The 23,637-nt window shown below is 68.7% G+C and carries 24 protein-coding genes; 4 read left to right on the top strand and 20 right to left on the bottom strand.

The annotated features are described in order from the left end of the window. Nucleotides 1–29: 29 nt before the first annotated feature. On the bottom strand, nucleotides 30–1,412 hold the full coding sequence (locus ACFVM3_RS05865) for an amino acid permease (protein ID WP_378435959.1): 1,383 nt from the start codon (nucleotides 1,410–1,412) through the stop codon (nucleotides 30–32). Nucleotides 1,413–1,582: 170 nt separating this feature from the next. On the opposite strand from ACFVM3_RS05865, the gene ACFVM3_RS05860 reads away from it, so the two are divergent. Continuing rightward, the gene (locus ACFVM3_RS05860) at nucleotides 1,583–2,488 is read left to right on the top strand and encodes a glutaminase (RefSeq protein WP_378435957.1); all 906 of its coding nucleotides are present in this window, start codon (nucleotides 1,583–1,585) and stop codon (nucleotides 2,486–2,488) included. Between the two features lie 3 nt (nucleotides 2,489–2,491). On the opposite strand, the gene ACFVM3_RS05855 is transcribed toward ACFVM3_RS05860, so the two are convergent. Genes ACFVM3_RS05855 through ACFVM3_RS05840 form a run of 4 tightly spaced genes read right to left on the bottom strand, consistent with a single transcriptional unit; the run spans nucleotide 2,492 to nucleotide 5,219 of the window. Continuing rightward, nucleotides 2,492–2,908 (bottom strand): hypothetical protein, encoded by a 417-nt coding sequence (locus ACFVM3_RS05855; protein WP_378435955.1) that lies wholly within the window; start codon nucleotides 2,906–2,908, stop codon nucleotides 2,492–2,494. Nucleotides 2,909–2,937: 29 nt separating this feature from the next. Further along, nucleotides 2,938–3,366, bottom strand: coding sequence for a winged helix-turn-helix transcriptional regulator (locus ACFVM3_RS05850; RefSeq protein WP_378435953.1), 429 nt, complete (start codon nucleotides 3,364–3,366; stop codon nucleotides 2,938–2,940). A 9-nt stretch (nucleotides 3,367–3,375) separates the two neighbouring features. Beyond that, nucleotides 3,376–4,269 (bottom strand): MBL fold metallo-hydrolase, encoded by an 894-nt coding sequence (locus ACFVM3_RS05845; RefSeq protein ID WP_378435951.1) that lies wholly within the window; start codon nucleotides 4,267–4,269, stop codon nucleotides 3,376–3,378. A gap of 38 nt (nucleotides 4,270–4,307) precedes the next feature. Next, nucleotides 4,308–5,219, bottom strand: a complete 912-nt coding sequence (locus tag ACFVM3_RS05840; RefSeq protein WP_378435949.1) for a LysR substrate-binding domain-containing protein — start codon at nucleotides 5,217–5,219, stop codon at nucleotides 4,308–4,310. A gap of 82 nt (nucleotides 5,220–5,301) precedes the next feature. Here ACFVM3_RS05840 and ACFVM3_RS05835 point away from each other — a divergent pair, with 82 nt between their 5' ends. Then, entirely contained in the window at nucleotides 5,302–6,222 is a 921-nt protein-coding gene (locus ACFVM3_RS05835; protein WP_378435947.1) for an MBL fold metallo-hydrolase, read from the top strand. Here the strand turns inward: ACFVM3_RS05835 and ACFVM3_RS05830 are convergent. The 3 genes from ACFVM3_RS05830 to ACFVM3_RS05820 are packed head-to-tail and all read right to left on the bottom strand — an operon-like array spanning nucleotide 6,198 to nucleotide 9,710. Further along, nucleotides 6,198–6,971 carry a hypothetical protein gene (locus ACFVM3_RS05830; RefSeq protein WP_378435945.1) on the bottom strand — a complete coding sequence of 258 codons (774 nt, stop codon included), beginning with the start codon at nucleotides 6,969–6,971 and terminating at the stop codon, nucleotides 6,198–6,200. The two genes, ACFVM3_RS05835 and ACFVM3_RS05830, sit on opposite strands and share 25 nt — an antisense overlap. Beyond that, the gene (locus tag ACFVM3_RS05825) at nucleotides 6,958–8,493 is read right to left on the bottom strand and encodes a substrate-binding domain-containing protein (RefSeq protein WP_378435943.1); all 1,536 of its coding nucleotides are present in this window, start codon (nucleotides 8,491–8,493) and stop codon (nucleotides 6,958–6,960) included. The genes ACFVM3_RS05830 and ACFVM3_RS05825 overlap by 14 nt, the downstream gene beginning before the upstream one ends. Further along, entirely contained in the window at nucleotides 8,490–9,710 is a 1,221-nt protein-coding gene (locus tag ACFVM3_RS05820) for a hypothetical protein (protein ID WP_378435941.1), read from the bottom strand. The genes ACFVM3_RS05825 and ACFVM3_RS05820 overlap by 4 nt, the downstream gene beginning before the upstream one ends. Before the next feature lie 172 nt (nucleotides 9,711–9,882). Here ACFVM3_RS05820 and ACFVM3_RS05815 point away from each other — a divergent pair, with 172 nt between their 5' ends. Beyond that, nucleotides 9,883–11,538 carry a glutamate--tRNA ligase gene (locus ACFVM3_RS05815; protein WP_378435940.1) on the top strand — a complete coding sequence of 552 codons (1,656 nt, stop codon included), beginning with the start codon at nucleotides 9,883–9,885 and terminating at the stop codon, nucleotides 11,536–11,538. Nucleotides 11,539–11,813: 275 nt separating this feature from the next. Here ACFVM3_RS05815 and ACFVM3_RS05810 read toward each other — a convergent pair whose 3' ends face one another. The 6 genes from ACFVM3_RS05810 to ACFVM3_RS05785 form a co-directional block, all read right to left on the bottom strand. Further along, the gene (locus tag ACFVM3_RS05810) at nucleotides 11,814–12,527 is read right to left on the bottom strand and encodes a hypothetical protein (RefSeq protein WP_378435938.1); all 714 of its coding nucleotides are present in this window, start codon (nucleotides 12,525–12,527) and stop codon (nucleotides 11,814–11,816) included. Between the two features lie 15 nt (nucleotides 12,528–12,542). Next, entirely contained in the window at nucleotides 12,543–13,376 is an 834-nt protein-coding gene (locus tag ACFVM3_RS05805; protein WP_378435936.1) for a hypothetical protein, read from the bottom strand. 166 nt (nucleotides 13,377–13,542) lie between these two features. Beyond that, a complete protein-coding gene (locus tag ACFVM3_RS05800) occupies nucleotides 13,543–13,776 on the bottom strand; it encodes a hypothetical protein (RefSeq protein WP_378435934.1) in 234 nt (77 codons plus the stop codon). Between the two features lie 150 nt (nucleotides 13,777–13,926). Beyond that, on the bottom strand, nucleotides 13,927–14,223 hold the full coding sequence (locus ACFVM3_RS05795) for a hypothetical protein (RefSeq protein ID WP_378435932.1): 297 nt from the start codon (nucleotides 14,221–14,223) through the stop codon (nucleotides 13,927–13,929). Between the two features lie 113 nt (nucleotides 14,224–14,336). Continuing rightward, the gene (locus ACFVM3_RS05790) at nucleotides 14,337–14,957 is read right to left on the bottom strand and encodes a hypothetical protein (protein WP_378435930.1); all 621 of its coding nucleotides are present in this window, start codon (nucleotides 14,955–14,957) and stop codon (nucleotides 14,337–14,339) included. Between the two features lie 36 nt (nucleotides 14,958–14,993). Beyond that, the gene (locus ACFVM3_RS05785) at nucleotides 14,994–15,641 is read right to left on the bottom strand and encodes a TetR/AcrR family transcriptional regulator (protein ID WP_378435928.1); all 648 of its coding nucleotides are present in this window, start codon (nucleotides 15,639–15,641) and stop codon (nucleotides 14,994–14,996) included. Between the two features lie 145 nt (nucleotides 15,642–15,786). Between ACFVM3_RS05785 and ACFVM3_RS05780 the strand changes: the two genes are divergently transcribed. After that, nucleotides 15,787–16,164, top strand: a complete 378-nt coding sequence (locus tag ACFVM3_RS05780; RefSeq protein ID WP_378435926.1) for a hypothetical protein — start codon at nucleotides 15,787–15,789, stop codon at nucleotides 16,162–16,164. Here the strand turns inward: ACFVM3_RS05780 and ACFVM3_RS05775 are convergent. Genes ACFVM3_RS05775 through ACFVM3_RS05750 form a run of 6 tightly spaced genes read right to left on the bottom strand, consistent with a single transcriptional unit; the run spans nucleotide 16,076 to nucleotide 23,603 of the window. After that, nucleotides 16,076–16,975 (bottom strand): ECF transporter S component, encoded by a 900-nt coding sequence (locus tag ACFVM3_RS05775; protein WP_378435925.1) that lies wholly within the window; start codon nucleotides 16,973–16,975, stop codon nucleotides 16,076–16,078. The genes ACFVM3_RS05780 and ACFVM3_RS05775 overlap by 89 nt on opposite strands. After that, the gene (locus ACFVM3_RS05770; protein WP_378435923.1) at nucleotides 16,972–18,567 is read right to left on the bottom strand and encodes an ABC transporter ATP-binding protein; all 1,596 of its coding nucleotides are present in this window, start codon (nucleotides 18,565–18,567) and stop codon (nucleotides 16,972–16,974) included. The genes ACFVM3_RS05775 and ACFVM3_RS05770 overlap by 4 nt, the downstream gene beginning before the upstream one ends. Continuing rightward, the gene (locus ACFVM3_RS05765; RefSeq protein WP_378435921.1) at nucleotides 18,564–19,673 is read right to left on the bottom strand and encodes an energy-coupling factor transporter transmembrane component T; all 1,110 of its coding nucleotides are present in this window, start codon (nucleotides 19,671–19,673) and stop codon (nucleotides 18,564–18,566) included. Before ACFVM3_RS05765 ends, ACFVM3_RS05770 begins: the two co-directional genes overlap by 4 nt. Beyond that, nucleotides 19,670–20,590 carry an ABC transporter substrate-binding protein gene (locus ACFVM3_RS05760; RefSeq protein WP_378435919.1) on the bottom strand — a complete coding sequence of 307 codons (921 nt, stop codon included), beginning with the start codon at nucleotides 20,588–20,590 and terminating at the stop codon, nucleotides 19,670–19,672. The genes ACFVM3_RS05765 and ACFVM3_RS05760 overlap by 4 nt, the downstream gene beginning before the upstream one ends. Next, entirely contained in the window at nucleotides 20,587–21,165 is a 579-nt protein-coding gene (locus tag ACFVM3_RS05755) for a flagellar hook-length control protein FliK (protein ID WP_378435917.1), read from the bottom strand. Before ACFVM3_RS05755 ends, ACFVM3_RS05760 begins: the two co-directional genes overlap by 4 nt. After that, complete coding sequence (locus ACFVM3_RS05750) at nucleotides 21,162–23,603, bottom strand: hypothetical protein (protein WP_378435915.1); 2,442 nt, start codon at nucleotides 23,601–23,603, stop codon at nucleotides 21,162–21,164. Before ACFVM3_RS05750 ends, ACFVM3_RS05755 begins: the two co-directional genes overlap by 4 nt. Between the last annotated feature and the right edge of the window lie 34 nt (nucleotides 23,604–23,637).

Here is a 23,637-nt window from a genome sequence, read left to right as displayed (position 1 = left end):
CTCGAAGCACCCACGAAATCGGTGAAGGGTCAGCGGACCTCTTGCCGTTGACGTTTCCCGACGATCCGCCAGCCGACCGCCAGCACCACGACCAGCACCGGGATCGAATAGAACGCGATCTTCTCGGCGCCGTCGGAGAAGCCCATAAGGACGACGACCAGCGCGAGGAAGCCCAACGTCGCCCAGCCGCTGTAAGGCGCCCAAGGCATCCGGTAGGACGGCCGTTCCAGCTCGCCGCGCAGTGCCGCCTGACGCAGCCGCATCTGACAGAAGATCAGCGTCGCCCAGGTGGTGATCACGCCGAGCGAGGCGATCGCGATGTCGAAGGCGTCCTTCGGGACCAGGTAGTTGAGCACCACGCCCAGCACGTAGGCACCGGAAGTGAACAGGATGCCGCCGTAGGGCACGTGGCGGCCGCTCATCCTGCCGACGAACTTCGGCGCCTCGCCCTTGTCCGCCAGCGCGCGCAGGATGCGGCCGGTCGAATAGAGCCCGGAGTTGCAACTGGACAGCGCGGCGGTGAGCACGACGGCGTTCATCACGTCGCCGATACCCGGGATCCCGAGCCTGCTGAACACGGTGACGAACGGGCTCTCGCCGCCGTTGTAGAACGGCCACGGCAGGAGCATCGCCAGCAGCAGCACGGATCCCACGTAGAACACGCCGATCCGCCAGACGACCCCGTTGATGGCCTTGGGCACCACCTTGCGGGCGTCCTTGGTCTCGCCGGCGGCGATACCGACGAGCTCGATCGCCGAATACGCGAAGATGACCGCCTGCAGGGTCATCAGCGCGATGCCGAGGCCGGCCGGGAAGAATCCATTGTGGGCGGTCAGGTTGTGCACGCCCGCCGTGGTACCGCCGATGTCGGCGCTGGTGAGCACCAGCCCGGTCGCGGTGACCAGGAAGACCACGATGGCCAGCACCTTGACCACCGAGAACCAGAATTCCAGCTCGCCGAACAGTTTCACCGAAAGCAGGTTCACCAGGATCAGCACACCGAGCGCGACCAGCGCGGTGATCCACTGCGGCACGTCGGGCAGCCACTTGTGCACGTAGATGGCCACCGCGGTGATCTCCGCGATCCCGGTCATCGCCCAGTTCACCCAGTACATCCAGCCGGAGGCGAAACCCGCCCACGGCCCGATGAACTTGCGGGCGTAGGTGACGAAACTGCCGGAAGTCGGCTCGTGCAGCACGAGTTCACCGAGAGCGCGCATCACGAAGTACGCGGCGATACCGCAGAGCGCGTACGACAGGACCAGCGACGGCCCGACCTGGTGGAGCTTGCCGCCGGCACCGAGGAACAGCCCGACGCCGATCGCGCCGCCGATGGCGATCATCTGCACTTGGCGGTTGCCCAGTGCTTTTGAGTAGCTTTCACCTTTTTCGGTGAGCAGCGAGGAATCCATGGTTGCCAGACGCTAGAGCGTGTGCGGCAGGTCACCAACAGTGCTAAGGAAGACTTAAGGTGTGCGGGACGTCACCCTGGTGGTTTTCCCGGAATTTCCCTTTCCGATTTGACAAGTTCACCGGCGAACCCCGATCTTCGCGCGCGAAGAAGCGCTTCTACGCTACGTCCGTGGACCTCGCAGCGCTGCTGGACCGGATCGCCGACGACGTCGCGCCGGAGATCGGCCGCGGCTCCGTCGCGGACTACATCCCCGCCCTGGCCAGGGTCGAACCCGGCCGGTTCGGCATGGCGGTGGCCGAAGTGGACGGTGGGGTGCACGGCGTCGGCGACTGGGAGACGCCGTTCTCCATCCAGAGCATGTCGAAGGTCTTCACCCTGGCGCTCGCGCTCTCCCACGGCGACGGTGTGTGGGAACGGGTGGGCCGCGAGCCGTCCGGCAACCCGTTCAATTCGCTGATCCAGCTGGAGAACGAGGACGGGATCCCGCGCAATCCCTTCATCAACGCAGGCGCGCTCGTGGTGACCGACGAATTGGCGCACCACGGCGACGCGGTGGAGACATTGCTTCGGTTCCTCCGCGAGGAAAGCGGCAGCCCGGCCATCGGGATCGACGCCGAGGTCGCCGCGTCCGAGGCCGCCCACGCCGACCGCAACCGCGCGCTCGCGTATTTCATGGCGTCGTACCGGAACATGCGTCATCCGGTGCCCACGGTCCTCGATCAGTACGTGCGCCAATGTTCGATCGCGATGAGCTGCGGCGACGTCGCGCGCGCGGCGGTGTTCCTCGCCCGCCACGGGGTGCGCAACGACGGCACCAGGCTGCTCGAGCGGAGCGCGGCCAAGCGGGTCAACGCGGTGATGCTGACCTGCGGTACCTACGACGCCGCGGGTGAATTCGCCTATCGTGTCGGGCTTCCCGGCAAGAGCGGGGTCGGCGGCGGCATCGTGGCGATCGTCCCCGGCCGGTGCGCGATCTGCGTGTGGAGCCCGGGACTGGACCCGCGCGGCAACTCCGTCGCGGGCGTCGCGGCGCTGGACCGGTTCACCACCCTGACCGGCTGGTCGATCTTCTGACCCTCAGCCGCTCGGTCGTCCCATCTCGTGGCCCGGCCGCCCCTCGGTGCGCCGTCGCCGCTTGATGCGTTCTTCGTGCAGGTGCCGCCGTCCGCCGGTCAGGTCGTCGGCGACGTCGCGCGTCATCCCCCGGAAAGCCGCGTAGTAGCCGTCGTCGTACTCCTCGATCAGCTGAAAGGTCCACCGCTCGGGCAGGACGTTGAGCCCGATCAGCTCGGTCTCGATCCGGTCCGCCCACTCCGCGTGCCCGGCCTTACGGAGGCCGTCGACGGCATCGCCGAGCGCGAAGTCGGCTGTCCCCGTGAGGTGATGGAAGGCGTACAGGTGCCCGCGCGCCTGTTCGACCGTTTCGAGGGCGAAGACCAGCTTTCCGACGGCGTCGATGGTCGCGTCGTCGGGTTCCGAGGATGAGTCCGGCATGCCCGGTGAATGCCCCGGAGCCGGTCTTTCTACACCTCGGCGTCGTACCGCGTCCTGGCGTCGTTGATCTCGTTGATATGGGATTCGGCCCAGTCCCGGATCACCGCCAACGGCGCGGTGAGGGTGCTGCCGAGTTCGGTCAACGTGTACTCGACCTTCGGCGGCACCGTCGGATGCACGGTGCGTGTGACCAGCCCGTCGCGTTCGAGGCCGCGCAGGGTCTGGGTGAGCATCTTCTCGCTGACCCCGTCGATCGCGGCGCGCAGTTCGCTGTAGCGCTTGGTCCCCATCGAGAGGCAGCCGACGATCAGCGCGGTCCATTTGTCCGCGATGCGATCCAGCACCTGCCGTGAGGGGCACGGCGCGCTGTACACGTCGGCGGGCCGCCCGTCCGGCAACCAGGCCAGCACCTGGCCTGGGGTGCCTGGACGGGGACGGCGGCGGGTTGGCTCCGGCATGCCGCGACGTTATCCGGTGGCCGGGCCCGCGGCCCAGATCCGGCGCATCGCGGGCGGCAGGACCCGGCCGAACACCTGTCCGGCGAAATGCCCGCCGGCGAGGATCGTCCGGTCGTCCTCGATCTCCTTCAGCAGTTGCTCGCGGGTGGCGACGCCCTCCGCCGGGTCGACGTCGAACGCGAACGTCCAGTGGCTTTCGGTGATCTGGACCTGGCAGTGCATGACGTCGCCGAGCACGACGACGCGGCGGCGATCCTCCTCGGCCGGATCGGTGATCACGACGCTGCTGTGGCCGGGTGTGTGCCCCGGCGTGGCGAGTATCCGCACACCCGGCGCGATGACGTCGCCGTCGCCGAAGAACCCGATCACCTCGGCCAGCGGCCGCTGCACGGCGAGCGGATCCGGACCGACCGGGTCGTTCGTGCCGGACCAGTGGGCCCATTCGGCCTCGCTGACGAGATGCCGCGCCGCCGGGAAGGTCAACCCGGTCACGGGCCCGCCCTGGCGGTCCGGTGCGGGCGGGACGTTCGTCGTCCAGCCGACGTGGTCGTGGTGCAGATGCGTGTAGATCACGGTGTCGACGTCTTCGGGTGACAGGCCCTCCGCGGCCAGCGCGTCGAGCAGGCCGCCGCCGTGGAACTCGGCGGCACCGGGCAGCGTGAAGTCGGCCGCGCCGAGTCCCAGGTCCACCAAGATGGTCCGGTCTCCGGATCTGATCAGGAAGGAGCCGATGCTGACCGGGAACCAGCCGCGTTCGTCGAGGAACGCGTCGTGGGCCGCCCAGCCGGACGGGACACTCGACGGCAGGAAAACGGCGGGGTTGAGCCAGGCGTGCCCGTCGGGCAGGTAGGTGACGGTGGTCCGGCCGACCTGGATCCGGGACCTGGCAGCGGGTCGTGACATGAAAGGGACTCCCTTGTGGATGGTGAGCGAAGCTGTACTCACTTTCGGGGAGTCGCTCTCCGGACGGAAGTACGCACTTGCAAGTGCGTCCGGCGGTGGCCTTCCACGGCGATCCGCGCGAACGAGCGGATCAGCGGGTTCTCCCGCGCGGTCACCCAGGCGACGACCAGCGGGCTCGGGGGCATGTCGGCCAACGGCACCCAGGTGAGCCCGTCGGGCAGCGTGTGCCCGAGCGGCGCGATCCCGGCCGAGCCGTTCCACAGAACGGCCTGAAGGCATTCACCGACCGTGCGCACGACCGGCCCGGCAGGGCGCTCCCCGACGGGCGCCGCCCCGTTCCAGTACTCGCGCCACAGCGGATCCGTACCCTCCGGCAGCTGGAACCAAGGCCGATCGGCGACGTCGGCGAGCCGCAGCGACGCACGATCGGCGAGCGGGTCACCGGTGCGCAGCACCAGCCCGACCGGATCGGACCGCAGGACCCGGACGCTGAGGCCGGTTTCGTCGAACGGCGACCGGGTCAGCGCGACGTCGGCCAGCCCGGCGCGCAGGCCGGTGGTGGGATCGGTGAAATCCGCCTCGCGGAAGCGGATCGAGACCTCGGGATGGCGTCGCCGGAACGCCGCGGCCAACCGGGTGCCCGCCTCCCCCGCCCCGTCGGCCAGGGTGCCGACGGTGAGCGTCGCGGGCCCCGCCGCCGCGGTCACCCGAGCGCGGGCACGGTCGGCCTGGTCCAGCAGGGTGCGGGCCTCGGCGTACAACGTGGCTCCGGCGGCGGTGGGCTCGACACCGGCGGCCGAGCGGAGCAGCAGGACGACGCCCAGGTCGTTCTCCAGCTGCCGGATGGCCCGGCTCAGTGGCGGCTGGGTCATGTGCAGCCGCGCGGCGGCCCGGCCGAAGTGCCGTTCCTCGGCGACGGCCACGAAATAGCGCAGCAGGCGAAGCTCCATCACCAGCGATGATACCCATCAGGTATCAGGTGGTGGAGATCGGACTTGGACGGAGCGCCGAGGCCGGCGCGAAGGTGGCGTCATGCCCTTCGAACCCCTCACCCACGAGCCCGCCGTCGAACCCGGCCAGGCCAAGGAGATCGCCCGCGACGTCGTGGTGATCCCGGATCTCGGCGTCGACCTCGTCCCCAACATCGGGCTCATCGGCGGCTCCCACTCGGTGCTCGTCGTCGACACCGGGCTCGGTCCTCGCAACGCCGAAAAGGTGCTCGCCTTCGCGGCCGAACACGCCCACGGCCGCAGGCTGTACCTGACCACCACGCATTTCCACCCCGAGCACGCTTTCGGCGCGCAGGTCTTCGCGGACGAGGCGACCTATCTCGTCAACAGCGCGCAGGCGGCGGACCTGGTCCACAAAGGACCGGGCTATCTCGACATGTTCCGCGGCCTCGGCGCCCCGGTCGCCCGCGCGCTGGACGGCGTCACCCTCGCCACCCCGGACGTGGTCTACGACGACGCGTACGAACTCGACCTCGGCGAGCGGGTGGTGCGGATGGAGGCCACCGGACGCGCCCACAGCAAGGGTGACCAGGTGGTGACCGTGCCCGACGCGGGCGTGCTGTTCACCGGGGATCTGGTCGAGGCCGGCCAGTTCTCGATCTTCCCGTGGTTCCCGCCGTACGACACCGACGTCTCGGGGCCGCGCTGGATCGAGGTGCTGCGACGGCTGGCCGCCGCCGGGCAGGACATCGTCGTCCCCGGCCACGGCGAGGTCTCGGGACGCCGGATCCTCACCGACGTCCGCGAGTACCTCGAACTCCTACGCGACGAAACCTGGACGCGGCGCGACTCGTCCCTTCCCGAAGAGACCATCGCCGCGGAGGTCGAAGCGCTGATGATCGAACGCCACCCCGAGTGGGAAGGCCGGGACTGGATCGCGAAGGGCGTCGGGTGTTTCTGCGCCGACACCGGGGAAGATCATTTGAAGATCGCGATGGGGTGAACGACGAGTTCACCGGTTTCGGGGTCCCAGTCCTCGACCTTGCCCAGACACCGCGCCCGGAACGCACCGGAGGGCGCGGTGTCGCGCAGGTCGCTGGTCACGCAGGTGAAGCGGATCCTCCTGCTCCGCTCCGGATCGTCCGGATTCCCGTACGGCGCCACGAAAACCGTCTCGGTGTCGGTCTGGGAGCGTTTGCGGAACAGGCCCTTCACGGAGACGAACGCCTCGACACCCCGCAGCCGGGTCTTGAGCTGCCGGGTGCTCTCGGGACCGTCGGCCCAGCCGAGTTCCTTCACCAGCGCCCGGTTGTGGACCAGCTCCTGCTTCGCCAGGTCCACGTAGATGATGTCGTGGTGCTTCTCCAGCACCTTCATCACGATGCCGATCACGGTGATCGGCTCGGCCTTGCGGATGTATCGCCGGAACTCCTCATCGGTGTCGGTGCGCTCCGATTCCCCTTTGAGCGGCCCGAATCCGGCCGAACCCCAGAACCGCCAGCCGCGGCTCTTCCGCTTCTCCACCTCCTGTTCCAGCGCCTCGTTGTAGCGATGCAACTGATACAGGCCCATCACGGATTTCGTGTGCAGGTAGAAGCCGATGCCCCGGATCATGCCCTGATCGCCGTCGGAACGGGCGCGGCGCCAATGCCGCACGAAAACGACGACCGCGACGAGGAAGGCGACCGCGGTCAGCACCCAGACGGCGAGCCACCAGCCCCAGACGTCCCACCACAGATTATCGGCAGCCACGGATCTCCTTGAAGGCCTTGAGCAGGGATGTCGCGTTCGCGTCGACCATCCGGCCACCGGTGGCCACGGCCGCGCGCTCCAGTTCGGCGGGATCGGCCTCGCCGTACCGGATGGTGTACGTGTGCACGCCCGGATCCCTCGGCGCGCGCAGGAATTCTTCGATGCCCGGCCCGGTGTTGCTCTCGCCGTCGGTCATCAGCACGATCGAAACGCTCCGGTCCGGTTCGGCACGGCGATGGGCACCTGCCTTCGCGTACGCCTCGCCGAGTGCCGACCAGACCGCCGTATTGCCGTCGAAGTCGTCGGTGGCGATGAAGGCCCGCAGCGCGTCGAGATCCCGGGGGTCACCGACGGTGAATTCCCTGTCCCCCAGTATCTTCCCGCCGAAACGGAGGACCGTGAGCCGCTCGCCGCGGTAGAAGCGGTCGAATCCGCCGTCCGGTCCGCCGCTCAGCCCGGCGAAGGTCGCCCGGAGCGCGTCGATCCTCGGCCCCTTCATCGAACCGGAGAAGTCCAGCACGAAGATCACGCGTCCGGGAGCGCGGACGGCGGTGGCCGCGTAATCGGCGAGGAGCTTGTCCACGACGGCCTGTTCGTCGGGGAAGTACAACGAGTTCCCGATCGAGGCAGGCAGCCTCGGATCGAGCGCCACGTCGCCGGTGATCGGCCGCCGGAGGGTCCGTTCCATCAGTTTCTTCTGCGTCGCCGGGCTCCTGAGCCAGGAGACGAGCTTGTCGTACACCTCCCGTTTGGCCGGGTCGAGCAGCAGGACCGGGTAGTCGGACTGGACGATGCCGTCGCGCGGGTACACCAGTTCCAACGGCGTCTTGAGCCTGCCGCTCGCGTTGAGCGAGAGCAGCGTGGACTCGTAGCCGATGATCGCGTCCACGTCCTGACGCTCCGCGAACCGCTCGGCCACCGCGGCCGACGTATCCGCCGTGAGCGTGTGCCCGGTGCGGAAACCCTGGAGCTTGTCGCATCCGACGTCTTGGAGGCGCAGCGCGGCGCCGGTACCCGCGGCGGCCGTCGCCACCCCGACGAGCGAGGTGAGCCCGCTGGTCGACTTGGCCGGATCCGCCATCGCGAACCGGAACGTGCCGCCCGCCGCCGCGTCCGCCAGATCCGCCCACGAGAGCTTCCCGTCCGGTTTGCCGCGGCGCAGCTCCGCCGCCTTCGCCGGGGTGATCCCGACGATGACCGGCGACACCATCGTCTTGGTCGCGAGCGGCCGTTCCCCCTTGTCGCCCGATTGTCGGTGCTTGAGCTGGAAATACCGGTCGGTGGAAAGCCAGGCGAGATCGTGCGTCGCTTTCCCCGGAGCGAGGGAAGTGCTCGCGTCGACCGTTCCCCGGAAATCCATTTCCAGTTCGATTCCCGTTTCCCCGCGAAGGTCGTCGAGAATCGGGCCGAGGTCGGCCAGTTCGGAACTGGCCAGCACGCGCAGTTTCACCTTCTGGCCGCCGCTCGTACAGGCGGCGACCACCAGGAGCAGGCAGCACAGGACCGCGAGCAGCCGCTTCACTGGCAGTCCCCGACCGTCTTGATCATCTCTTCCAGTACGAGGTTGTCCGGCAGCGGCGTGGTGCTGTCGTTGTCCGCGATCTCCGGGGTCGGCAGGCCCTGCCCGCGCAGGAAGTCGTACAGCCGCGCGCTCTTCGTGCTGCCCGCGGGGGTCGCGACGCCGAACCCGAGCTCCATCGCGCGGCGCTGCAGATCGGGATCGAAGGTGATCAGTTCACCCAGCCGCTCCGCTTCCGGCTTCAGTGCGAGGAACTGGGGTTTCGTCAGGATGTTGTCCTTCGGGTACAGCAGCACCCGGTCGTGGTCCGGCTGCCCGCTCTGTGCCTTCGCCCGCAACTGCATGGCAAGGTACTGGTGCTCGTAGATGACGACGATCGGCTTGTCGCCCTCGGCGAGGTTCGCGTAGGACTCCGACAGATCGGCCGACGGGAAGCCTTGGGCCGCCACCAGGGGTTTGACCCGGCCTGCCAGCTTCTTCGCGTTCGTGAGGCTCGGCGGCCCGGCGGACTGAGGGTCGACGACCGGGACCTGACGGCCGTTCTCCAGGAACGCCAGCAAGATCAGGTACGTCGCGCCCGAATTGGAGTCGCAGATGTTCGAGGTCTGCGCCAGCACCCGGTTGCCGTTCGCGGCGCCGTGGTCGCGGACGCCCAGCGAATCCCAGGTCTCCCCCCGCTTCATCACCTGGATGAACTTGTCGGTGTCCAGCGTGTAGTAGAGGTCCTGCCCCGGCGGTTTCGCCGCGATCCCTTTACCCGCCAGCGTTTCCGCGTAACGCCGGTACGTGGCGAGGACGATCGGGCTGGTGAACGGCTGGCGAGCGGTGCCCGTCCACTCGTTGGCTCTCGACCGCCGGACGAGACCCGCGGCGGGCTCGCCCGAGAGGAACACGAAGTCGTACTGGCTGAGGTCGTGCGTGGCGATGTCCCGTGATCCCGTCCTGGTCACGTGGACGCGGATATGGTGACGCATCAGGATTTCCTGGACCTTGGCGTCCTCGAAGAGATCCGATTTCGAGCCCATCTTGCCGCGCAGGACCAGCGTCTGCTGGAACGGCACCACGACGGTTCCGCTCACGAGCAGGACGATCAGACCGCTGACGGCCAGCACCAGCGCGGGCCCGAAAGTGCGGAGAAAACGACGGCGCAGAAAGAACGCCGAAGGCTTTGGTCGGATGGTGAGCTGGGGTTCTTCACGAAGCGAGCTATCGGTGGTCACCGATTTCCTCCCCGAATGTCCGGCAAGGCCTATTTTACCGGGGGGCACCGACGAAAAAGCACGTCTCGATCCGGCTTCGGGACCCACCCTCACCAGGCCGGGAGGCCGGACGGTTAGGCTCTTCGGTGGCGAAAACCGCCATGCACCACGACGCCGGGAGATCTGAACCGCCATGCTGGACCGAGCAGTCATCGACGCCCTCTTCCCCGCCGACCTGCCCGAGCCCGAGCACTGGGAACAGCGTTACCCCGCCCGCGAGCTCCCCGAGGGCGCCCTGGTCACCCGGTTCGGCCCGTCGCCGACCGGGTTCGTGCACATCGGCGGCGTCTACGTCGCCACCATCGACCAGGACGTCGCCCGCCGCAGCGGCGGCCGCTACCTCGTCCGGGTCGAGGACACCGACCGGTCCCGCGAGGTCGAAGGCGCCATCGACCAGTTCGAACGCGGCTTCGCCTACTTCGATCTCGCCGCCGACGAGGACATCCACCGCGGCGGCGACTACGGCCCGTACCAGCAGTCCGAGCGCGAGCAGATCTACCTGACCTACGTCCGGCACCTGCTCCGCACCGGCCGCGCGTACCTCGACTTCGCCACCAAGGACGAACTGGCGGCGATCACCGCCCGGCAGCAGGCGACGAAGCTGCCGACCGGCTACTACGGCTCGTGGGCCATCTGGCGCGACGCCGACCCCGCCGACGTCCAGGCCAAGCTCGACGCCGGAGACCCGTACGTCGTGCGGTTCCGCGCGCCCGACGACACGGGCGCCCGCGCCCGGTTCACCGACGCCATCCGCGGCCCGCTGGAGGCCGAGGCCAACCGCAACGACGTCGTCATCCTCAAGAGCTCCGACCAGAGCCCCCGGCTGCCGACCTACCACTTCGCGCACGCCGTCGACGACCACCTCATGCGCGTCAACCTGGTCATCCGCGGCGACGAGTGGATCTCGTCGGTGCCGGTGCACCAGCAGCTGTTCGACGCGCTCGGCTTCGAGCCGATCACGTACGCGCACATCGCGCCGCTGATGAAGCAGGAGGGCGGCAGCAAGCGCAAGCTGTCGAAGCGCAAGGACCCGGAAGCGAGCGTCGACTTCTACATCGAGTCCGGCTACCCCACCAAGGCCGTCCTCTACTACCTGCGCGGCCTCGCCAACGGCCGTCTCGCCGAGCTGCCGCTCGACCAGGCGCTGGCCGAGCCGATCAAGCTCGAGGAATGCGGCGTCGCCGGCCCGCTGGTCGACCTGGTCAAACTCGACGACATCTCGGCCGACCACATCGCCACGCTTTCCGGCGCCGAGATCCTCGAAGAGGTCCGCGGCTGGGCGGAGCGGTTCGACCCCGAGCTGCGGTCCGTCCTCGACGCCGAGCCGGACCTCGCGCTCCGCGCGCTCGCCGTCGAGCGTGACGGCGCCGAGAACCCGCGCAAGGACCTGAAGAAGTGGAGCGAGTTCCGCGCCGTCTACGGTTTCTTCTTCCCGCAGCTGCACGCCGCCGTCGCGAGCGCCGACGACGAGCGGATCGCCGCCCTCGGTGTCGACTCCGAGGTCGTCCGGGCCGTGGCGCGGGACTTCGTCGAGAACTACCAGCAGCTCGACGACGGCCAGGAATGGTTCCAGCAGATCCGCGAGGTCGCGGCGAAGCACGGCTTCGCGAAGAACGCCAAGGAATTCAAGAAGAACCCCGAAGGCTTCCCGGGCTCCATCCGCGAGGCTTCGCAGATCATCCGGATCGCGATCACGGGCTCGACCCGGAGCCCGGACCTGCACGCGATCACCCAGGCGCTGGGCCGCGAGGAGACGCTGGGCCGGTTCTCCGGTCTCGTCGCCGAGTGAGATCGGCCGCGGGCCGGTCCGTGAAGGCCTCCTTGGCGGATTCGTCTTTGTTCACCTACCAGTGTGGTCGGCGGTCGAGTGTCCCCAAGGTGGCATTGGGGACACTGAGCGTCTCCGATGCCACATTGAGGACACCGACTGAGCAGCCCTGCCCCCGGGGGAAGCCACAGGCTCGATGAACCTCGTCAGCTGCGTCCTGTGTTGTCTCGGCACCGGCTGGAGCCGGGATTCCGGGCGAGTTGGTAGTAGGTACTTCCGTGCCAGGGGACCAACACTCAAGAGGCGGGCAGGAACTGGTCGTAGAACGCCGTCTTGACCGCGACGACCGCCTGCTCCGTCTCCCGGAACCGTTCCCGCGCCTCGCTCGAGTCGATCAGCTGCACGAGCCGCAGTCCGAGCTGATCGGAATGGGTGAGCGAAAGCGGCGACGCGGCGGCGAGTGGCCGGGACTTCGCGTCGTGCACATGGTGCGGGTAATAGAAGACGGACTTCTCGCCGAGCACCGGGCCGATGCGGCGCCACAGTTCGCCGTATTCGACGGAGACCAGCACCTCACCCCAGAAGCGCAGGATGGTCAGCAGCTCGACGTCGGCGTACTTCGAATCACCCGCCGAGGCGATCAGCTCCATCGTGGTGTCGACGCACGCCGTCGTGGCCAGGGACTTCCGCGACCGCACCAGCGCTTCCCGCGGGACACCCAGCGCGAGGATGTCCGCCATCATGTCCTCGCGGTGTGAAGGCGTGCTGCCGGGCGAAGTGTTGTCCGGGTACTCCTCCCGGATGATGACGCGGGCGATCCGTTTGGACTGCTCGTCGGTGAGCAGGTCGATCGCCAGGTCGTAGGCCATGGTGAAGGCCAGCGACAGGAAACGCCGCTGCAGCAGGACGGTCTGCAGGTCCTCCGGTGACAGCTCGGTGACGCCACGCAGCGCCGGGTGGTTCCGGAACCGCTCGATCAAACCGTCTTCGAATTCGTCAAGTTCGCGCATCACTACACCTCTTGCTCAGAAACGGATCATGTCGATGCTTCGGTTCCAGTCGCCGAGGTCCACGTCGCGGCCGATATCCCACAACGTGTCGAGCTCGCGCTGGATCTGTTCGCCGAGCACGGTGTCGTGCGTGCCCTCGATCTCGAACTGCGGTGAATCGATCGCCAGCTGGCCGTGCAGGAACATGCTGACCAGGTAGCGCCCGTCGGCCCGGTACACCGAAACCGAGGCCTGCGAGTTGAACACTCGCACCTTCAGGTTGGCCTGCCGCTTCGCCAGCCTCCGGTGCAGGCGGGCGAGGGTCTCCAGGCACTCCACGATCCCCGTGCTCACGAAGGTCTTGCCCGCACCGTCGCTCCGGTCCAGCGCCGCTTCCCGCAGCCCAACCAGCATCGAGTTCGGGTGCAGCAGCATGATGCGCACTTGGGCTCGCCGGTCGACGATCGCGGCTTCCAGTTCCTTTTCCAGGCGTTGCAGATTGGGGATCCAGGTGTTCAGGATCGTCACCTGCTTGGCCTTCGCGATATGCGCCGCGAACTCGTCGTCCGGAAAGCGTTTGTGCACTTCGACGACGCCGCCGTAGTGCGAACGGCGGCGGCTCGCGGCGATGGTGTCGATATCGAGGCCGGCGAGCCGATCACGGATGTCTTCCAGCGCGCGCAACGGGGTCAGCTCGATGAGCAGCACCACGACCACACCGCTGACCATGATCAGCGTCAGCGTGGAGATGCCTTTCGGCGCCACTTTGTCCAGCAGGCCGAGCTGTTCGGAGATCCCGACCGCGAAGCCGACCACCGCCAACCCGCCGAGACTGAGCAATTCGAGCCAGCGACGCATTCTGCGGAGCATTCACCCTCCGGGATCCGGTGACCTTGGCCCTCATGTTCCCACGATGAGAGAGGTCGCTGTGATCGGGGTCACCACCTTTGACATGACACCATTCACGCCACGGAATTCACGGAAAGAAGGGAATCCGGCACGGGAATCCGCAACGCGCGGCCGACCACGCGACTCCCTATTCGTCACCCGCCCGGTACTTGCGCTGGAGCTCCTCGTCCTGCGCACGCGGCGGCTTTTCCGTCCAGCGCCCGTGGACGAGGTCGTTCTCCGTGTAGTCGGCACGCCGCGAGGCCCAGCCCGGCAACAGGAACTTGCGTGTCCCGCCTCGACCTCGATCGCGCAGATCGGTGACGACGGCGACACCGATCACCAACGAGAGAATTCCGAGGGCTATCCAGATTCCGACCATGGTCCGCTCCCCCGCAGATCAGTCAGTTTCGACAAAGACTAGCGGCGAACGACGGCCGGGCGGGCCTCATTTTTCCCGGCACCCGAACGGGGCACCATGGCATGACGATCTCCCCGGCATCCATGGGATACCGGGGAGACCGGGGGCGGTTCAGCCCCGGGCGTTCGGGTCGATCACGTCGCCTGCCAGCCCGGTGGCGGCGTCGCCGAGGGCACCGGTGGAGTCGACGACGCCCTGACCGGCCGCGGTGGCCGAGTCGACGGCGCCCTGGCCCGCGGCGGTGGCGTTCTCGGCGAGCCCCTGGCCGGTCTCGGCCAGCCCGCCGGCGGACTCGGTGACCTGGTCGGCGGCACCGGAAAGGTCGACGCCGGTCAGCTCGCTGACCTTGTCGCCCGCGCCACCGAGAAGCTCGGCGGCCTTTTCCTTCAGCGAGTCGAACAGGCTCATCAGGGGTACTCCTCGGATCGGTCGTGCGCAAGCGGCTGAATGTTCACCGTACAGGACAAAACGGGCACGGTGCGCGACATCGCCGCTCCGGACAGGTGAATACCGGGGAGTGGTCAGAGACAGGGCGGCTGGTAGCGATCGATCGAGAGGCCGCGGAAATCGAGTTCGTTCGGGGTTTTGCCGACGAAGACCAGGCCCCGCACCTCGGTCAGCGCCGAGGCGAAGGAGTGGCCGGGCGTCCCCAGCTCGGGCAGCGTCGTCCAGGCTTCGGGCTTGAAGCCGAAGAACTTCTTCACCCTCTTCCCACCGGTCGACGGCACCTTCGTGAGCCACTTGTTCCCGCCGCTCCACTGCGAGGCCGGACGCAGCTGGACGTAGAGGTCGTCGGTCGCGCTGTAGGTCATCCAGAAACCGGCGGATTTCGAAAGGTCGGCCTGCGCTTCGAACCAATTTCCCAGCCAGACGACGACCACGTGCCATTCGGCGTTGAGGAAGGCCACCTTGGCGGCGTAACCGCCGCGTTCGCGGACGAGCAGGCTGCCGGTCTGCGGCACCGTGGTGCCCTCACCGGAGGCGAGCCAGTGCTGCAACCGGTCTATCGACGGAGTGGCGCATTCACAGCCGTGCCCGCCGGACGCGTTCGCGGCAGCGCCGGGCCCGACCAGTGAGGCCAGAAGGCCCGACGCGATCACCGCGAACGTACGACCGAAAGGAACCCTGGATCCTTTGCGCATCCCCGGAAGTTAGCACAGCGGGCGACGGTGCCCCGATCAGCGGAAACCGTCCTTTGTGGACAATTGCCCGAACTCGGCGGCGAACAGCATGCCGGGATCGAACCCCATACCGGCGAAATGCCCGGCCAGCTCCAGGGACAGGACTCCATGGATCCTGGTCCAGAACGTCACGGCACGACGGAGGACCGCCGTGGACACCGGTAGCCCGCCCGCCCACTCGCGATGCTCCTCCAGATGACCGTCGAACGCCGTCACCCGCCCGTCGTCCGGAACCGCCGCGTGCGCCTTGAGCAGCACGCCCATGATCTCGTTCGAGATCTCCGCGGTGTCACCGGGCGCGCGATAGCCGGGGATCGGCGTCCCGTAGACGAGCAGGTATCGCTGCGGATCCGCCAGCGCCCATTCCCTGATCGCGTAAGCGACTTCGGCCACACCACCGGACTCGGCCGCCGCCCGCACGACGTCGGCGAGGCTTCGGTAAGCGTCGCGGACGAGGTCCGTGATCAGGTCGTCGCGACCGAAAAAGTACCGGTACAGCGCGGGACCGCTCATACCCACGTGTTTGGCGATCGCGTTGAGGGACAGCGCGGAGACGCCCGCCGTGCCCAGCTGCTCCCACGCGTGCCGTTTGATCTCGTCACGCACCTGGGCCCGGTAGCGCTCACGCGAGGTCTTCACGTCCATCGACGGCTCCTTCCGAGGCTCATTAAGTTAGAAGCTATCACTTTTCCTATTGACACTCACGTCGAGACGGTTATAGCTTCTAACTATCGCGACGGCCGCTAATGAGCACTGTCGACCGCCTTCCGAACCCGGAGGAACCGAACCGATGTCCACCCCGACACTCGACCGCGAAATCACCGTCCGCCGCGCCCCGCGTGCCGTCCTCGTCTCGGCCTGGGCCGTGCCGGTCATGATCGTCGGCCAGTTCGCGATGCTCGCCATCGTCCCGGTCGCCTTCGTTCTGATCGGCGCCCTGCGCGACACCCGGCTCAAGGCGCTCCGCTGGGGCGCGATCGCCCTCACCGCGGCCTACGCCACGCCACTGGCCCTCTGGGCGATCGGCCCCGAACGCGCACAGAGCCTGTCCAAGGACATGCATCCCGTCTTCGCCACGCTCATCGTGGCCGTGGGAGTGGCGTTCGCCGTGGCCTGCCACGTCGTGCCCCGGAAGTCCCGCATTCAGGGGACCAACTGCGGTCAGTGAAGGAAGGGATCACGCCGAAGGAAGCCTTCCGTGAAGCCCGGCGCAACGTCGCGAGTACGGCGGGCCCGAGCACCAGGATCGCCACCGCGTTCGTGATCGCGCGGCCCGTGTCCCAGCCCGCCGTCGAGGTCAGCAGGGTGAACACGGCGAACCGGTGCAGGTTCTCCGGCAGCGGGGCGCCGGGCACGTAGGAGATGTGCCCGTCGTGATACGGCACCTCGGCGTCGGTGATGAACGGCCAGAACCACAGGTTCATCAGTAATCCGAAGACGTACGCGACGAGGATCCCGTAGCCCACCAGCATCGCGATCTCGGCCTTGCCGGTGACACGGCGCGGCAGCAGTCCCGCGCCCATCCCGATCCACGCCGAGCACATCATCTGGAACGGCAGCCACGGTCCCACCCCGGCGGTCAGCAACGCCGAAGCGAACATCGACGTACAGCCCAGCACGAAACCGAAGCCGGGACCGAACACCCGCCCGGCCAGCACCAGCAGGAAGAACACGGTTTCGATACCCGCGGTCCCGGCGCCGAGGGGCCGCAGGGCGGCGTTCACCGCGGAAAGCACGCCGAGCATCGCGAGAGCCTTGGAATCCATGCCTCCTTCGGACATTTCGGCCAGCACGATGACGATCAGGATCGGCAGGATCCCGATGAACACGAACGGCGCGTCCGGGCCGTGCTGCATCGACTGCGGCTCGACGCGGACCAGCAGCGGCCAGACGAACATCATCAGCCCCGCGAGCGACGCGAGACCGAGGACCGTCGCCGAGCGCGGGCCGAGCCGGACCGCCGGTGCCGTCGTGGTCACGGACCCTCCTGCGGAAGCGCCGACCGGACCTCGTCGACGGTGAGCCAAGGCTCGCCGAGGATCTTCGCGATCTGCGTGGCGAACGCCGGGGAACCGCCGAGCACCTCGCCGGTCGGTCCGTCCGAGACGACCTCTCCCTCGGCCATCACGATCACCCGGTGCGCGATGGTCGCGACGAACTCGACGTCGTGGGTGGCCACGACTATCGCCTTGCCCTCGGCCGTCAGCGCGGCGATCATCTGCGCCAGCGCCGCCTTCGCGGTGTAGTCGAGACCGCGCGTCGGTTCGTCCAGCAACATGATCCGGGGCGCGGCCGACAGCTGTACGGCGAGCACCAGCGCGAGACGCTGGCCCTCCGACAGGTCACGCGGATGCGACGCGGGATCGATACCCGGAGCGAGCCTGTCGAGCAGGCCACGGCAATGCCCCGGCTCCGCGGCCGATTCCGCGTCGGCGGCTTCGCATTCGGCGGCGACCGTCTGCAAGTACAGCAGGTCGCTCGCGGTCTGCGGCACCATGCCGACGAGCGCGCGGGCCTCGGCGCTGCTCAGCGCCTTCGGGTCCTTGCCTTCGATGGTGACCTTGCCGCCTTGCCGGGGCCCGGAGCCCTGCACCGCCCACAGCAGCGACGATTTGCCGGAGCCGTTGCGCCCCATCATCGCCAGCACCTCGCCGGCGCGCAGGGTCAGGTCGACCTCCCGCACCGCGACCTTCGGCCCGTACCGCACCACCACGCCGGACGCGGTCAGCAGCTCCTCGCCGACGGTGGTGCTCCGCGCGGGGGGAGCCCCGAGCGTCAGCGACGAAGCGCGCCGCCGGGCGTCACGCACCGACATCGGCAGCGGATCCCAGCCCGCCAACCGTCCCAAGTGGACGATCGGGGGCGCGATCGGCATGTCCTTCAGCACTTCCGGTGGTGTCCCGTCGATCACTCCCCCGGTGCCGGGGACGTGGATCATCCGGTCCGCGAACGGGATCACGCGTTCCATCCGGTGCTCGGCCATCAGCACCGTCGTGCCGAGGTCCTCCACCAGCCTGGCCAGTGTCGCCAGCACCTCCTCCGCCGCGGTCGGGTCCAGCGCCGACGTCGGTTCGTCCAGCACCAGCACCTTGGGGTGTGTGGTCAGCACCGAGCCGATGGCCACCCGCTGCTGCTGCCCGCCGGACAGCGTCCGCAGCGCGCGCCTGCGCAGTTCCGCGATACCGAGGAGGTCGAGCGTCTCTTCCACCCGGCGCCGCATCACCTGCGGGCTCAGGCCGAGCTGCTCCATGCCGTACGCGAGCTCGTCCTCGACCGTGTCGGTGACGAAGCCCGCGAGCGGATCCTGCCCGACGACGCCGACCAGGTGCGCGAACTCGCGCGGCGGCCGGGAGCGCGTCGTCACGCCGTCGACGGACACCGTGCCCTCGAGGTGGCCGCCGGTGAAATGCGGGACGAGACCGTTGACCGTGCCGAGCAGCGTCGACTTGCCCGCCCCCGTCTGGCCCGCGAACAGCACGAGTTCGCCTTCACCGATGGACATCGTCACGTCGGACAGCACCGGTTCGGTGCGGCCGTGATAGGTGAAGGAAACGTGGTCGAGTTCGATCATGTGTGCGCTTCTTCTAGTGCGGCGTACGGAGGTTCGGGGGCCGGGGTCAGGAAGGCGGGCACCACGCCGAGCAGCACGCCGAGCAACGGCACCCAGGACAGCGTCGGCCAGGACAGGCCGATCAGCGACGGGTTCATGTTCATCGGGTTCACGCTGGAGGTCACGAACAACGTCACCGCGACCCCGATCCCGCTGACCGCGACGACGATTTCCGGCAGGTGCCAGCGATCGGGCCGGTACCGCGTGCGCCGGACCCGTTTGCCCGCCGACCAGAAGCCGATCAGCCCGATCACGACTCCCACGGAAAGCACCGGCGCGGCAAGATACCTGGGCGTGGAACCGTCCAAAGTGGCGTAAACGCCGACACAGACACCCAGCAGGCCGACGATCATCAGTGTCCCCGTGATCAGTCGGGTCCGCGCCTCGACCAGCCCCGCACGGCCGTAGCCGCGCGAGTCCATCGACGCGGCCAGCTGCAGTGAACGCGAAAGCGCGTCCTCCAGCACGGGGATGAGGACGGTGTGCAGGACCTTCATCTTCTTCTTGCCCGAACCGCCCCGCAGTTTGCGGGCACGCTGGACCCGCAGCACGCTTTCGGCCAGCTGAGGGAACACCGACAGCGCGACGATCACCGCCGTGCCCACCTCGTACAACGCCGGCGGCATCGCCTTGAGCAGCCGTTTCGGGTTCGCGAGCGCGTTGGCCGCGCCGAGGCAGATCACCATCGCCGCCAGCCGCATCCCGTCGTAGAGCCCGCCCAGCAACGATTCCGCGGACACGTCGCCGAAGAGGCGGAGACCCGCCGCCCATTCCGGCAACGGGATCTCGGGCAGCCGCAGGATGATCGTGGATCCTTCGGCACCGCCGAACACGACGCGGAAGAACACGCGGATCGCGACGATGAACGCGCCGAGGTACAGGTAGAGCCGGAACGCCAGCGCCCACGGCGCCTCTCCGCGCCGGGCCACGACGACGTAACCCGCGACCGCCACGATGGTCAGCAGCAGCCACGGGTTCGTCGTGCGGGTCGCGGCGACGGCGAGCCCCAGCGCCCACACCCACCACGCGGCCGGATGCAGGTCGCGCGGCAGGAAGTAGGACCTCATCCAGCTCCTTGTGCGCGTTTGCGTCTGCGGGCCACCAGGAACCCTGCCACGCACAACGCCAGTATCGCGGCGCCCGCCGCCCAGGGTGCCCAGTCGCTGGCGCCGGACTCGCGTTCGATCATCGCGTTGACGTCCTCGGCGTTCTCCCCGCCGGTGAACGCGACGTTCGACGACGGATCCTGCGCCTTCGGCCGCGCCGAGGCACTCGGCCGCGGTTTGGGCGGCGGCAGCGCGCCGGAACTCGGACCCGCGGCGGGGGCCTCCCCCGCACCGGCTGTCGGCTGCGGGCTGTCGGCCTGCCCGCTCCCTGGCTGCGGCCGCTGTTGCTCACCGGGGTCGCCGGTGACGGGCTTGGCCTCGTCGCGCGGCACGCACGGCTGCCCCTCGGTCCCCGGCCGCACGGCGGAGACCCGCGGGACCGGGTTGCTCTGAGCGTTGGCGTTCAAGGAGAACGACCAGCCCTCGAACCCGCCGGGGGTGAAGTCGCGGTTCTTGAGTCCCCACTGGCTGTAGTCCCACGCGCAGTTGTTCGCGGCGTGCCAGTAGGACCAGTAGGCCTGCGCGGGAGGCGTGTCGACACACGACTCCCGGTACGTCTCGCGGCCGCTGACCGGGATGTTCTCGGCCGCGGAAGGACGATTCTCGATCCGGCAGACGAACGACTCGCCCCAGCGCTGTACCCCGGCGATCTGGAAACCGGCGCCCTTGAGCGCGTCCAGCCCGGTGCCGCGCGTGGTCTGGGGATTGCAGCGGACGATGGCCGTTCCGCCGAGTTGCTGGAAGTCCACCACCACGGTGACCCCGGTGTCGTCCTTGCAGAACCCGGGATATCCCTTGCTCTGGTCGACGGCGTGCGCGGAAGGTGCCGTGGCGGCGATCAGGAAGACCGCCGCCACCGCGGGAAGAACCCTTCTCACGGGATGGCCGGGTTCCTCGGCGTGACACCGGGCGGCGGGTTGGTCGACGCCGACTTGTTCAGCGAGAACGACCAGCCCTCGAAGCCGCCGGGGGTCACGTTCCGGTTGACGGCACCCGTGGTGCTGTAGGTCCAGGTGTTTCCGGCGCCGTTGGCGTGCCAGTAGCCCCAGTACGCGCCTGCGGGCGGGGTGGTGACGCACGCCTCCTTGTAGTTCGGGTTGGTCGAGAGCGGGAGGGTCTCCGTCGCGGACGGGCGGCCTTCCACGCGGCAGACGAAAGCGAGCCCCCAGCGCGCGGTGCCGGCGACCGCGATCCCCGCGTCCTGCAAGGCCTTGATACCCGTGCGGGCGGTGCCCGGCGAGGCGTTGGGCGAGCAGCGGGTGATCGTCGGCGCGGCGGTCCCGCCGTTGCCGTCCAGTTCCTGGAAGTCGACCACGACGGTGACCCCGGTGAGCGCGTCGGCGCCGGTGCAGATCCCGGCGTAGCCCTTGGTGGTGTCGACCGCGTTCGCGGGTGCGGCGGACAGCCCGATCAGTCCGATGAGGACGGACGTCACGGCCAGCAGTCTCTTCATGGTGTTGCCCCCTTTTTCTTGGTGAAACGGCGAAGGACGAAAACCAGTGCGATCACGGTGAGCAGCAGCAGGACGGCCAGCCCGGCGAGCCCCCAGATCAGCCATGACGGCGGGGAGCCGGACTGCTCCGCGGCCAGTACCGGTGCGCCGGACGGATTCGCCTCGGTCAGCGGCAGCCGGATCGCGGGTGAGAGCGGCGAATGCACCGCGGTCAGCCACGATCGGCCCGCGACTCCTTGCGCGGCGGCCAGAGTGGTCGGGAAATCGGTCTCCCCGGCGGCTCCCTTGGCCAAACCGCCGTCGGGCTGGACCAGTTCACCCAATGACCGCGCGGTTCCGCTCGCGTCGAGGCCGGCGGTCTGCCGCGCGGCGGCGACGGCGGCGCTCAGCGCGACGTCCGGCTCTCCGCCCTCTCCGGTGACCATGCCTTCGCCGGTCGGCCGGACGCCGAGCGCGCCCACCGCGGAGACGAACGCCGACACGCGCCGCTCGCTCCAGCCGTCCGGGCGCCTGGACGGCGGCGCGGCGTCGGTGTGCGGACGGGCTGCCAGCGCGGTGACCGCGGCGGCGGTCGCGGCGAGGTCACCGGAGCCGCATTCCACGGTGTCGAGGTGCTTCGGGAAGGTTCCGTCGGCGCACTGGCGCGAAAGGAGCAGTTCGACCGCGGGACCGGGGTCGGCGGCGGTGGCGAGCACCGCCCAAGCGTGCCGCTCGACGGTCTCGTCGGCGTCGGCGAACGATCCGGTGTCGGTGAACTCGCCGTCGGCGCCGCGCAGTTTCACCAGATCGGTGCGCAGCTGCCCGGCGAGATCCGACTTCGCGAATTCGGCGACGAGCACGAGTTTCGCGAGCGGTCCGGCATACGACGCTTGGCCCTGCTCGTACGGCGCGCCGTGGGCATAGGCCTGTACGGCTTCCGGCTTCAGCAGGAACTGTGACGCGCGGGCGATCGCGTCCGGCTGCTGGTCCAGCGCTCGCAGGGCCAGGACCACGTCGGCGGTGGCGTCGTAGTCGACGTAGGTCTTGCCGTCCTCGGCCACCTCGATGTGGTCACCGCCGACGAGCCGGTTCGCCAGGTAGGCGCCGAGGCGGGCGGCCGGTGACGCCGTGGCCGGGGTGGCGATCGTGGCCGGCGGCTCGACGACGGTGGACGCCCTGGTCGTGCCTGCCTTCTTGGGTCTGGGCGGCGTCATCGACTTCGTGATGGTGGTCGTCGCGGGAGCCGGGGTGCCGCCGGCCGGCGGCTGGATTTTGCCCTTCGCGAGCGCGTAAAAGCCGATCTGGGACAACCCGAGCGAGGCCTGGGCGCTCGCACGGATCCAGGTGTCGACCCCGCTGATACCGGACGTGCGCGCGGCCTCGTAGGAAGCCAGGTCGTAGGCGATCGCGCCGAGGTCGCCCGCGAGCTTGGTGCCGGAGTCGGCGGCGTTCGCCTGCGCGGATTTGAGGTACCGCACGCCCTTGTCCACCGCCGCCTCCGCGCCGCCCGCGTCGGCGAGCGCCTGGACGATCATGCCGGTGCTGTTGGTGTTCGGTGCCTCGGTGCCGACGCCGCCACCCCATCCGCCACCGGAGGTCTGGTTCGCCTTGAGCCACGAGACGGTCTTGGCGATCGGGGCGTCGAGACCGGTGGCGCCCGCCTTTCGTGCGGCCAGCAGCGCCGAGAGCCCGAGAGCCGTGGCATCGCCGTCGGTCGGGGAAAGATCGAGCGGCTTGCCTTCGTCGCAGGTCGAAACCTTGCGGCCGTCCGGGGTGACGTGGTCACCGGTCTCTTTTGTCGGGATGTACGGGAAGAAGAGGCGGAAGTAGCCCTCGGAACACTGCTGGGTCAGCAACCTGTCGATGGCGATCCGGTCGTTCTCGCCCGCGGCGGCGAGGCCGATGACGCCGAGCGCCTGGCCGAACGAGTTCGCGTCGTTGTTCACCGCGCCGGCGAGGTTCGGATCTTTGGAGTAGTCGCTGATCCGGCCCTTGTCGGGGCCGTCGCGCATGATCGCGGCATGGGTCTCGGCGATCAGGTCGTAGCCGTCGACGTTGCGCGGGTTCCGGCCGGAAACCTGGGCGGCGACCAACGTCTTCGCCAGCGCGCCGCCGACGATGACCTTGTCGTAACCGGCGCCGGGAACCAGCCCATCCCAGGTGAAGTAGTCGGTGGCGTGGCCTTCGTCGTCGAGGAATTTCATGATCGGCGCGGCCTTGGCGCCGTCGCCCGACGCGTACAGCGCGAACAGCACGTCGAGCATCAGGCCGTGGTCCGGCAGTGCGCCACCGCTGGGGTTCTCGAGCGTGCCGTCCGGCTTCAGCTTCGTCGCGAGCCAGCGGGAATTCGCCTTCGCGGCGTCAGGATCGTTCGCGGCGGTGGCCGTCCCGGTGAGCAGTGCGGCGACCACGCCGACACTGACGGCGAACGCCACTGCGGCGAGGGACCGGCGGCGCATGACTCCTCCTAGCGGCATGACGGAGGACAGGCGC

The organism is Amycolatopsis sp. NPDC057786 (genome assembly GCF_042797905.1).
Taxonomy (GTDB): Bacteria; Actinomycetota; Actinomycetes; order Mycobacteriales; family Pseudonocardiaceae; genus Amycolatopsis.
This window is presented reverse-complemented; position numbering and strand designations above follow the sequence as displayed.